At 36.6% G+C, this 11,479-nt stretch carries 11 protein-coding genes and 1 pseudogene; 4 read left to right on the top strand and 8 right to left on the bottom strand.

What is annotated here, in order from left to right; all coding sequences use genetic code 11:
- A pseudogene (locus HX004_RS15765) lies at window positions 1-840 on the top strand (hypothetical protein); the annotation flags it as partial.
- A 91-nt stretch (window positions 841-931) separates the two neighbouring features.
- Window positions 932-2,698 carry an RCC1 domain-containing protein gene (locus HX004_RS15760; protein ID WP_286443598.1) on the top strand — a complete coding sequence of 589 codons (1,767 nt, stop codon included), beginning with the start codon at window positions 932-934 and terminating at the stop codon, window positions 2,696-2,698.
- Between the two features lie 94 nt (window positions 2,699-2,792).
- Here the strand turns inward: HX004_RS15760 and pstB are convergent, their stop codons facing one another.
- The 4 genes from pstB to HX004_RS15740 are packed head-to-tail and all read right to left on the bottom strand — an operon-like array spanning window position 2,793 to window position 6,038.
- On the bottom strand, window positions 2,793-3,539 hold the full coding sequence (gene pstB / locus HX004_RS15755; RefSeq protein WP_286443596.1) for a phosphate ABC transporter ATP-binding protein PstB: 747 nt from the start codon (window positions 3,537-3,539) through the stop codon (window positions 2,793-2,795).
- A complete protein-coding gene (gene pstA / locus HX004_RS15750; RefSeq protein ID WP_286443594.1) occupies window positions 3,529-4,386 on the bottom strand; it encodes a phosphate ABC transporter permease PstA in 858 nt (285 codons plus the stop codon). Before pstA ends, pstB begins: the two co-directional genes overlap by 11 nt.
- Window positions 4,376-5,266, bottom strand: coding sequence for a phosphate ABC transporter permease subunit PstC (gene pstC, locus HX004_RS15745; protein WP_286443592.1), 891 nt, complete (start codon window positions 5,264-5,266; stop codon window positions 4,376-4,378). Before pstC ends, pstA begins: the two co-directional genes overlap by 11 nt.
- 1 nt (window position 5,267) lies before the next feature.
- Window positions 5,268-6,038 (bottom strand): substrate-binding domain-containing protein, encoded by a 771-nt coding sequence (locus tag HX004_RS15740; protein WP_286443590.1) that lies wholly within the window; start codon window positions 6,036-6,038, stop codon window positions 5,268-5,270.
- A gap of 498 nt (window positions 6,039-6,536) precedes the next feature.
- On the opposite strand from HX004_RS15740, the gene HX004_RS15735 reads away from it, so the two are divergent.
- Entirely contained in the window at window positions 6,537-7,364 is an 828-nt protein-coding gene (locus HX004_RS15735) for a hypothetical protein (RefSeq protein WP_286443588.1), read from the top strand.
- 231 nt (window positions 7,365-7,595) lie between these two features.
- On the opposite strand, the gene atpB is transcribed toward HX004_RS15735, so the two are convergent.
- On the bottom strand, window positions 7,596-8,648 hold the full coding sequence (gene atpB, locus HX004_RS15730) for a F0F1 ATP synthase subunit A (RefSeq protein WP_286443586.1): 1,053 nt from the start codon (window positions 8,646-8,648) through the stop codon (window positions 7,596-7,598).
- Window positions 8,649-8,759: 111 nt separating this feature from the next.
- Window positions 8,760-9,086 carry a DMT family transporter gene (locus HX004_RS15725; protein ID WP_286443584.1) on the bottom strand — a complete coding sequence of 109 codons (327 nt, stop codon included), beginning with the start codon at window positions 9,084-9,086 and terminating at the stop codon, window positions 8,760-8,762.
- 247 nt (window positions 9,087-9,333) lie between these two features.
- Here HX004_RS15725 and HX004_RS15720 point away from each other — a divergent pair, with 247 nt between their 5' ends.
- Window positions 9,334-10,440 (top strand): hypothetical protein, encoded by a 1,107-nt coding sequence (locus HX004_RS15720; RefSeq protein ID WP_286443582.1) that lies wholly within the window; start codon window positions 9,334-9,336, stop codon window positions 10,438-10,440.
- Window positions 10,441-10,488: 48 nt separating this feature from the next.
- Here HX004_RS15720 and HX004_RS15715 read toward each other — a convergent pair whose 3' ends face one another.
- Together HX004_RS15715 and HX004_RS15710 are read right to left on the bottom strand one after the other, a co-directional pair.
- A complete protein-coding gene (locus HX004_RS15715; protein ID WP_286443581.1) occupies window positions 10,489-10,914 on the bottom strand; it encodes a hypothetical protein in 426 nt (141 codons plus the stop codon).
- Between the two features lie 43 nt (window positions 10,915-10,957).
- Complete coding sequence (locus HX004_RS15710) at window positions 10,958-11,458, bottom strand: hypothetical protein (protein ID WP_286443579.1); 501 nt, start codon at window positions 11,456-11,458, stop codon at window positions 10,958-10,960.
- Between the last annotated feature and the right edge of the window lie 21 nt (window positions 11,459-11,479).

The following is an 11,479-nucleotide window of genomic DNA, read 5'->3' as shown; positions in this document are numbered from 1 at the left end:
CTAGATTTAGCGAATGTGGTCAAGACGCATGAGACATTAACCGCTGTTGACTTGGATGCTGCTGCAGGATCGTTGACATATGTTGATGAAAGAGGAGATTCGAAGGTTTTAGATTTAGCAAATGTAGTCAAGACGCATGAGACATTAACCACTGTATCTGGAAATTTTGTTGAGGGAACTTTAACTTATAGTGACGAAGAAGGAGTGTCTACAGACTTAGATATTCGAGAATTGGTCGGTAATGGTGATTTAACAGTATCTGAAGGAATTGAGTTTTACGCTGCTACAGATGGGGTAGGGAAATTATTGACTAATGCAAGTGTTCGTGTTGCGAATGGGGGAATTACTATGCCTAAATTAGCGAGCCAAGCAGTATCCGCATCGAAAATGAATGCAGATACTGCTTTGGCTGGAATGGTACCTACCGCGACAGGAGAAAATGGACAAGTAGAGTATAAAGCTGTGCCTCGTTTCTTTTATATGCCATCTGTCATTTTCACAACAACAACTTTAGCTACAGGTTTGAAAAGAGATTTATATCAAGATTATGTCAATCAATTTACTGGTGGAGCAGCTGGAGCAGCTAATTCAACCTATTTTATTTCGCATGGAGCAGCAGGAGGAAGTATGCCTTATTCAGGTGGATTAATTAAAAATCCTGGTGCAGCATCACCTGATATTGTAACCTATGACAAAAATCAAATGGATTATTACATTACCTATTATGATACTTCTGTATTAGCAAATGTCCAGATTGACGATGATGGCATCTTAACCTATGACATTATTGGCAGTGCAACAGTGACTACTTATATGAATATTGTATTTGTAATTAAATAAAACGAAAAGTAGAACGATGGTTGTTGAGCAAGTTTATTTGCTGGCTTTTAAGAAAATACATCGCGAATGTTTAATTAAAAAAGTAATGGAGATGAATCATTATATATCAAGTCTTTTTTGGTGTACTATAGGGTTGATGTTCCTATTGGGGACTACTAATAGGTCTTATGCTCAAAATTGTGGGAATGCGTATTTAAATAGTTCAGATCCCAATACGATAGAATATGATAATATAGTGGCAGGTTATCATAGTATGATGTTAAGGGAATATGATGGAAGGGTTCTTGTATGGGGAGAAGGCGCAGGGCCAAGGAGTGAGAGTATTGCGAGTCCTATAACACTTAATGGAAATAATTATGGAAGTGGGGTGCATCAGTTAAGAGGGACTATCTTGCGATTTACCTTGGGAGGTGGTGCTCCTCAGTTTGCTGTATTAACAACAGAAGGATTGTATGTATGGGGATACAATGGAAATTTAATTTCGGAACTTATTTACAGTGAATTGAATAAAAGTTTTAAGAAAGTTTCCATAGGTACATATAATGTTAATAATGGAGCTGTTAAAGCGGATGGATTGCCCTATGGTGTAAAACCCGAAGATGTAAAAATGATGTTTGGTGCAACTCAAGTGCTTGTGGTTGTTACCTATGAAGGACAAGCTTGGAGCTTAATTAGAACCGGTGGAAGTGGATTTTATGGAGATGGAGCACCAAGTACAAACCAAAATGATGCAGTATGGCATCGTGTAAGTACAGCGCCCAATACTCCTTTAGAAAATGTAGTGGCTGTACGAGGATCTTCCTCTGCTTTGATGGCTCTTACTGCCGAAGGGGGGATTTATACCTGGGGGATGGCGACGTATTTAGGAAATAATACTGACGCTATTAATAGAGTTTATGCCACAGCAATGGTAAAGCCTAGTGGAATTACACCCAAAATGATTGCTCTAACTTATAGCAGTGGAAAAAGTAGCTATTATCTTTTATGTACAAATGGAAGACTGTATACGTTAGGTGGAAATTATGATGGGCAACTAGGAGATAATAGTGTGCTTCCCCAATCCAGCAGTTGGTACCAGGTATCAGCCACTCAAATAATAGGAGGGATAACTTATTCGTTAGGGGATAATATTGCGTGGATTAGCCCTAATGAGCATTATGTATCTTCTGCAGAAGTTAATGTATTGACCGTAGATGGCAAATTGTGGAGATGGGGATTAAATAGTCTTAATGGAGTATGGGGTAAAGCAGTAAAATTAATGTATTCTACTTCTACATCTGGGGGCATAACGGTGGACAACCCATTGACTTTGAATATAAACGATAGAGTGATAGCCGTAGAAACAGGGGGAGATAATGCCTTAATCATTAAACAATGTCAAGCTAGATTTGGATTTATTGGACATAAAAGGGATGGAAATATGTCAGATAATTTATTGAGTCAATTTCTAAACGAATACAGTTTTAATGGTACAGCTGGAGTACGTGTTTGTGGAGCCATGTCCCAATTGATGTTAGATGATCAAAAAATTTGTATGGGTACTACTTTTAATTTAGATGATGCAGTCCCCCGCTTTTTACCTTTAGGTAGTACAAGGGTTAATTGGTGGATGAATGCGACTGGAACAATTCCTGTTGCAAATCCACAAGCTGTAGAACCCGGAATATATTACGGAACTTTTGGAGGATCTTCTATTAACTGTCCTAATCCTACGCCTGTGAGGGTCTCATATTATACTGCTGCTGATCCAAAATCTAAAGATTGTGAGTCGCATTTTATCACGAATCCTCTCGTTCGTCAATTGATGCAAAAGGAAACTGAGTCTGTTGAAAAAAGAGATCAGTTCATCTCGAGATAATTCCAATAGAAAATAAAAGGGTCTAGTACTTGTTTAAGATAACAAGCTATACCCTTTTGTATTTTTTCCGTTTTTTGCCTTAGCATAGTATTTTTTACCCAAATACCCCATTGATGTAATTCTTGGTCATCTCGTGTTTGGGGTTTTCAAAGATGTCTTGCGTCAATCCACTTTCTTTTACTTCACCTAGATACATAAAATAAGTATGATCCGCGATGCGCTGGGCTTGTTGCATATTGTGTGTTACAATGGCAATGGTGTATTTTTCCTTTAGATGGAGAATTAATTCTTCAATTTTGATGGTACTCACTGGATCTAAAGCTGAACAAGGTTCGTCCATTAAAATTACCTCTGGACGCAGTGCTACCGCTCTTGCAATGCAAAGACGTTGTTGTTGCCCTCCCGATAAACGATGAGCGGGCATTTTTAAATCGTCCTTTACTTCATCCCATAAAAAGGCTTCTATTAAGGCTTTTTCAATCACACTCTTATCGTGTGGTAGATTGTTGATTTTTAAACCGTAAGCGATATTGTCATAGATGCTTTTCGGAAAGGGATTGGCTTTTTGAAACACCATACCTATGCGCTTTCTAATTTCTGTTACGGGTATGTTTTTGGCATAAATATCTTGATCTTCTAGCTTGATCGAACCTTGAATTTTGGCATAAGGAACCAAGTCGTGCATGCGGTTAAAGCTGCGTAATAAGGTACTTTTTCCACAACCTGAAGGACCAATTAAAGCCGTGATTTTATTTTCTTCAAATGCTACACTTACATTCTTTAAAACGTGTTTGCCTCCAAAGTTAATGTTTAAGTGGTCAGCTGATAATTTAGTTTTCATTTTTTCTGAATTTATAACGGATATAAAATGCGCTTAGGTTTAATAAAAACACCACAACAATTAAGACTAATGCCGTTCCATAGGCAATGGGTCTCACCTCGTCAATCGATTGGTGTTGGGTAGATAACATGTATAAGTGATACGGCAAAGCCATGAATTCTTGGTTGATATACCCATTGGTATCACTGATGTAAAAGGCAGCTCCTGTAAAGAGGATAGGGGCGGTTTCTCCTGCAGCTCTGGACAGGGTTAAAACAACTCCGGTTAGAATTCCAGGAACGGCAGAGGGAATCACTACATCTTTGATGGTTTCAAATTTGGTTGCCCCAACAGCTAAAGCTGCTTCTCTGGTACTATTGGGAATTTGCATTAAGGCCTCTTCTGTGGTAGTGATGATGTAGGGAAGAGACAGCAATCCTAAGGTCAATCCCGCTGCCAAGAGAGAGGTTCCCAATTGCAGGGTTTGAACGAACAAAGCCAATCCAAATAACCCGTATATAATCGAAGGAACTCCTGATAAATTTCGAATAGCTGCGCGAATAATACGCGTTAACCAATTGTTTTCTGCATATTCATTCAAGTAAATAGCACAACATACACCAAAAGGAATACTAAACAAGGCGGTAATCAAGGTAATTAAAACGGTTCCTATAATCGGAGTTAAGATTCCTCCTTTAGTCATTCCTTCTTTGGGTACACTAGAAATAAATTCCCAGGATAGACTTCCTGCACCTTTACTTACAATTTCCAAAAGGATGACAACCAAGAAAAAGCAAACGATAAGTGTTGTTCCTACAAGGGTTCCCCATTCAATGATAGAAGATAATTTAAATTTATTAGGCTGCATGATATTTTCTTAATCGGTTGATAAAATATTCTCCTACAAGATTGGCAATTAAGGTCATAAAGAACAAAACAGTCGCTAGAGCGTATAATCCGTAGTAGTGTGTGGTTTGATAGGGCACTTCTCCCATTTCAATCGCGATAGTTGCAGTCATGGTTTTTACTGAATCGAAAAAACCTGTTGGAATCAAGGCGGCATTACCTGTTGCCATTAAAACCGTCATCGTTTCTCCAATAGCGCGTCCTACGCCCAACATAATGGCTGAGATAATTCCTGGAGCTGCCGCGGGAATGATTACCTTGCGAAGGGTTTGCCATTTGGTCGCTCCCACACCATAGCTCGCTTCTTTATAAGTTTTGGGTACGGCGTGAATTGCATCTTCTGCAATAGTAATGATGGTTGGTAGAGCCATTACCGCTAGTAATATAGCACCATTTAAGGCGTTTAATCCATTGGGTAAACCTGCCATATCCGCTAATCCTGGACTCACCACAACGATACCTAAAAAGCCAATTACGACAGATGGAACAGCAGCAAGCATTTCAATAGCGGGTTTCAAGATGTTTTTCAATCGCGTTCCTGCATACTCAGAGATAAAGGCAGCAGTACCTATTCCCAAAGGAATGGCAATTAACATCGCTCCAAAAGTAACTAGCGTTGTACTCAAGATTAAAGGAAGCATACCGTAAGCGGGGTTTTTTGCCGTTGGATTCCACTCCATTCCTGTAATAAAATCAAGCGGTTTCACATCCATAAAGAAGGAAATCGAATTGTAAATCAACAGGGCTAAAATCCCACCTAACAAGCAAAGCACTAATAAACCTGTGGCTTTAAAGATATATTGAAAGGCAATATCTAAACTTATTCTAACTTTATATTTCATTTTATGGTCGTTCTATAATGTAATATCCATGTTCTTTAATTAGCTTTTTTCCCGTTTCACTACTTTCAAAATCGATAAACGGCTTTACCTTTTCCCAAGAATCCTCTAGGATAAACTGATATAACGGACGTTGAAAAAAGTAGAGACTGTTGTTGATGGCGTGAGCATCGATAGGAGAGTAGGCAACTGATGTAGGTGTTTCTTTGATGCTTAAAATTTTAACCGTTGGATTGGTTGCTGTTTCATGCGAGATATAGCCCGCCCCCACATAGCCAATTCCCGATTTATCAGTTTTGATACCCTCGAGAATCTGGGCATTACCCGTCATTTCCTTGGCTGCATTTGAGAATTCTATTTTAAGCTTCTTCTTAATGAAGGAATGTGTTCCTGAACTGCTTTGACGACCGTAAATATTAATAGGTAAATTCACATCCGTCAGCTGATTCCAATTGGTGATTTCACCTTTCATAATCTTGGCTAAGGTTTCCAAGTCAATCTCCTCGATGGGTAGGTCTTTGTGGATAACAAAAGCTGTGGCATCTTCTGCAAAAATCACTGTTCTCACCTTGATTTTTTTGTCCTCAAATTGTTGGATTTCCTTCTCTGATAAAGGACGTGAAGAATTGGCAATATCTGCCTGACCGTTTAACAAAGAGGTGATTCCGATTCCCGATCCCCCTCCAGAGATAGCAATACTAAAATCGGCATCTACTTCTGTGTATTGTTCTGCTAAGTTAACTGCAAGGTTAACCTCCGTATCCGACCCCTTCATCTTGATTGAATGGTTCTTGTCTCCACAAGATAATAGAAGTAAAGACGAGAGAATTAGCAGGTTTTTTCGTGTAAGAATGTATAGCTGTTTCATTGACACAAAAAACATCGTTTCCTTTAAAGTAAAGGTTACTCCAATATTATCAATATGTTAACTCTATATAGGAAAAGGAAGAAAATTAATGTAGAATTTTCACAGTAGTTAAATGAGGGCGATTCCGGTTGTACTATAAAAGAAAAGAAACGTTTTTATTTTTTTGCCAATTATATAAAAATACCAATATTAAATAGTTTTTATTTTGTTGAATTTCGTTGCTCTATTTTAAATTTTATTGGTTTTAAGTGGTTGTTTATTAGTTGGTTGTTATTTTTTTTAAAAGTAAAAATTACATTTTATTTGTTCAGGAAAATAAGCTGATTTTGATTCAGTATTTTTTTACACTTGACCATATGTTTTTTTTTGTAAGTCCTTTTATTTGCCAATAAATTCTATACAACAATGAGAAAAACAAGCGTAATGATGATGTGTATGATGGCTTATTTGGGGTTTGCACAAATTGGTATTGGTACAACTAACGTTTCAAGTACCTTAACCGTAGATGGTTCTATTGCAGGAAAATATAAAGAAGTGTCTGCTTCTACTTATACCATAAGGGATGATGATTATACCATTGCTTTTACAGGAACAACAAATAATACTGTCTTTACAATGCCTATTATTAGTGACAACGATGTACAAGGAAGAATGTATAATATTAAAAATCTCTCTTCCAATAAAACCATTGAAATTAAAAGTAACGTGTATTTTCGCCAAGGTGGAGGAACAGATCGATTTAGTTATACGGTTGCTGTTCCACCGAATGGATTTGTTTCTATCGTTGCTAATAGTGGAAAATACTGGGATATTAATTATAAGGTAGAGGATGTAAAAAAAATTACTTCTATACGAAAGGTAACAAGGATCTGGCAAAGCACCACTCAAGATTCAGAGATTCAGTTGAATAACCTCAGCATGCGTTTCAATTATGTTTATGGTTCTGTATACGGTTATTTACAGTTTAAAATGAATTCATCTAAAATGTCATCTGCTTCTGTTTGGAACACTAAGAGTATAGGTAATATTTCTTCGTTCAGAACAAAAAACTTCGCTGGGTCAACATGGCATTACTTAAACAAAGATTCGGGTGATGGGAATGATCGTTTAGAGATAAGTAAAGACGAAATGTCAATAACCTATATTAGTTTAGAAGAAGGTAATGAATTGTACAAAGTTGTTGCTTATATAAAAAAGAATAATTTAGTTATGATAGTGGAAAAGGTAGAATAAAGGAGATACGCTTGGTTGTAACTTTAAAATTCCCGTTGAATGGAATGGGCCTATTCGTTTACAGTAAGATAATACGTAGGCCCATTTTGTTTTATCACAATAGTGTTGTACTGTACTATTTTTTACAATTACTACGTTGATCACCGTTTCTTTTACACCTTTTTTGCAGTGAAGCTCTATGAAATTGACCACATGATCTATAAATCTTGGTTTATATCGTAAATAATTGGTCTAATGCTGCTGTTCCTCCACGGCTTGGCCAATAAATAGAGCCGACAAAATCGTAAAAATATAGGCCTGTAGAAAGGCAGCTAAAATCTTAATGATATAAATAAACAAGGTCAATAACAAAGAAATACTTATACTACCCCCGACTGTAAATTCCTCATTCAAGAGAAAGATAATCGCTATCAACCCCATGATAACCGTATGACCAGCCACATTATTGGCATATAATCGAATCATGAGGGAAAGTCCTTTGGTAAAAATTCCCAATACCTCAATTGGCAGTAAGATTAATCGTACAGGATAAGGAACACCGGGCATCCAGAGTATATGTTGCCAGTAGGATTTAGTGCCTTTAACATTGACAATGATTAAAGTTAAAAGTGCCAAACAGAAGGTCACACTGATATTACCGGTAATATTGAAACCAAACGGAGTTAAACCCAATATATTGACCATCCAGATTAAAAAAAACACAGATAATAAATAGGGCATATATTGTTTATATTTAGTTCCTATGTTGGGTTTTGCAATTTCATCTCTTACATATAGAATCAAAGGCTCTAGTAATCGACCCATTCCATTCGGTACTTTCGTAGGATCTTTTTTATAACTTTTGGCTAATCGGGTAAAGAAAAGAAATAGTAGCAAAGCAATAAAAATTAGGCCTACCACGCTTTTTGTAATGGAAAGGTCGAAGGGCTTTACCGGTTTCCCATTAACTAATATCTTTTGTCCATTTACATCAGCTTTGTATATTTTATTGTGATCTAAAATATAGTAGTTGTCTCCCTGTTTTGCTTGTTGATTTCCTTGGATGAAGGCTGATGAAGAAAAGATTTTTACTCCTTGATCCATGAGAATAATAGGCAAGGGAAATCCATAGGTTTTATTTTCTTTTTCATCTTTAAATAAGGTAAAGTAATAATCATCTAGCAGATGATGTTCAATGGTTTCGCTTATTTTTTTACTTTTATTGTTGATTTCTTTCTCTTGTGCAAAAGTTGTAACAGAGAAAAAAAGAAGTAAAAGAGACAAGGCGTATTGCAAAAGTTTCATTGGATCAATTAATTAAGTTGTTGTTATATTGGTAAAAACGTTGTTAACGATTTTTCCTATTTGTTTGTGTAGTGTTTATGAAGTTATTCCTGGTTTTAGTTTGCATGCTATTTAACTCGATACTACTTTCAATCCAATAATGGAAGCAATTAAGGTGGTAATGAAAAACAATCTCCAAAATGAAGTAGGATCTTTAAATACGATGATACCTAGTAAGACGGTTCCAACGGCGCCAATGCCGGTCCAAATGGCATAGGCTGTACCCAGAGGTAAGGTTTGTGTAGCTTTAATCAAAAGAAGCATGCTGATGATCATGGCTATAGTGAAACCCGTATACCAAGAGGTAGCTACATTTCCCGTTGTTATTTTTGCTTTCCCTAAACAAAACGTATAGCCTACTTCAAATAGGCCAGCGATAATTAGAATAATCCAGTTCATGTTAATTCTATTTTTGTTTTTTGTAAATGTAGAAGGCTTTGTGCAGCTAAAATTTATCACAGGATAAGAAATAGATTTCTTTTTTCTAAGAAAATAGAAGTATCTTATCCCAATCATATCTCAAATAAAATTAAATTAGCAGTGTTATTCCGTCTGTGGTTTTAGTCTTTGATCCGAAGGGAAATACAAAGAATAACAGCTTTAACTGTCATTTTACTCACGATTCATATCTAAAATAACCATTCAAATGAAGATGAACTATTATTTATTCCTTTGTTTCCTAATGTCTTGTAATTCTGCTTTAGTTGCGCAAAACAAGGATACCTGGACCGCCTTTTTTTCGAATGACAGCATACACATCGGCTATAAAGATTCACGCGGAATCGTTCAAATCGAACCTAAGTTTATGGGATATTCCTCAGCGCATAAGTTTGACAACATTATCGCGGTATCCGAAGAGACGGATGAGGGATGGAAAAGTTACTACCTCACCAAAGAAGGGAAAGAAGTTGGTTTGGGGCAATTGCATATTTACGACAATGGTGCCGATTGTGAAAGCGAAGGATTTATTCGTTTTAGAGATCCGAAAACAGACAAGGCGGGTATGTTCAACAGCAAGGGAGATATTGTTATACCAGCAATCTATAATGATTTAACTCGGGTGAGAAACGGCATGGTAGTGGCGCTAAGAGGGGCAGAGAAAAAGTATTGGGATGAAGGTAGTCATGCGGGCTGTAATCACTTTAGTTGGTCGGGTGGAGAAGAAGTACTTCTCGATACACTGAATAACGTTTTGGTAGAAAATTTTGCTTATGATAAGGCAATCAACTTTTATTCCCTTGAAAAATCGAGTAAACCTTCTTCCAATTCAACGCGAAAAGAATTTGTTGGGACAGCTGGTTTAATCTATTCATTTATGGATTTTGAAACCGAGTTTAGACAATGGCTGACTGATGATTTGCTTGTAAACCTCACCAAAGAAAAATTAGTACAAGCCTCGTATCACACTCTTACGTGGGAATCCGCTACAGGGTGGTCAACGACAATTAAAGAGCAGTTTATCAAAGACAACTTTGCTATTCTTAAAAGGGGATTACTGGAGATTGCACAACCCAATTGCGATTATTTTATTTCTCAAGATGGATTGAATCCCTTTATGTTTGAAGGCGTTGAGTTCGATACCTATTTTAATAATTGCAGAGAATCGAAAGATTGGCAGTATCCAACCATGACGATTGTAATTTCGCATCAAAGTAAAAAGAGCTTTACCCAAAATCACTTTGAGTTCTTACGCACAGATGCAGGATATCGATTGATTTGCGTGACCATTCGAAATGAGAAAGTAAAGGGGTAGTTCTTGTTAATACTTACTACTTTTTCATGAATTGGCAAGGAAGGTTATTTATTCCACTTCGAATTGATTAAATTTCTCGAAGAATAATTTTAGTCTTTCCTCATTTATAGATCCATCTTTCTCAAAAACATTGAAATTTACAAAGGCAAAAATTAAGTCGTTTCTGCCTACAATTTCTGGATTTGAAAACGTGATATCTTGAGCAAGAAAATGAATTGTACTCTTAAACCTTTGATACCCTATATTTTCAATATCTCCCTCAATGATATTTTGTCCTTCTTTGTCTTTTATGATAAAGTGATTCTCTATTCTTTCGTATTTATAGGCAATTTTGTGATTTAAAATAATATGTTGACTGTCGAAAGATACTTCCGTTACATGGGGCGGATTGGAGTCACTAAAATTTCTGTGCTGAGCAGTTCCAACAAGGCTAAACAGCAATAGAAAAATGATAATAATTAAGTGTTTTTGCATTATTTTAAAGCTAAAATTAGGGTTACAGTGCTTTAAATTTTGCTCAACTACCACAAGCGATATAACAAGTAGGAATACCCTCGATGAGTTGAGGTTTTTCATCCGTACCTTCAAAAAATACGTGATCACCCAGCTCTTTGTTTACCTGTTGATTGTGGGTTTTTAGTAGAAATTCTAAAGCCGTAAAGTGCTTGCCATTGTCAGCGGTTAACTTCGCTAAAATCTCCACCTGATACATATCATCCTCCTCTTCATTAGGCTCTTCTTCAAAAACATGTCGATCCTCTTCAATCAAGGTTTCGTTTTCAAGTAAATCAGAAGCTCCTTTTACCCAAGCCATATATTGAATTTGCAGTTCAGGAAAATCAAAGACAACTTCGTTGGGCTTCCAATTTTCATTTGTTTTATAGATACGATTTTGATACTCGATTACCTCTTGGTTAAACTCTTCCCTATCGGTGTAAAATTGAGCCGAAAAAGTCCAAGCAACTTTGTTTAAGGTGAAAGGGGAGTAGTTCTCTGCAGTTGTTGCAGTCTTCTCCATTGGTTTTCTCTCGTTTATTTG

The organism is Myroides sp. 1354 (assembly GCF_030324495.1).
Lineage (GTDB): Bacteria > Bacteroidota > Bacteroidia > Flavobacteriales > Flavobacteriaceae > Flavobacterium.
The sequence above is the reverse complement of the archived record's forward strand: the minus strand, read 5'-3'. Positions and strand labels throughout refer to the sequence as shown.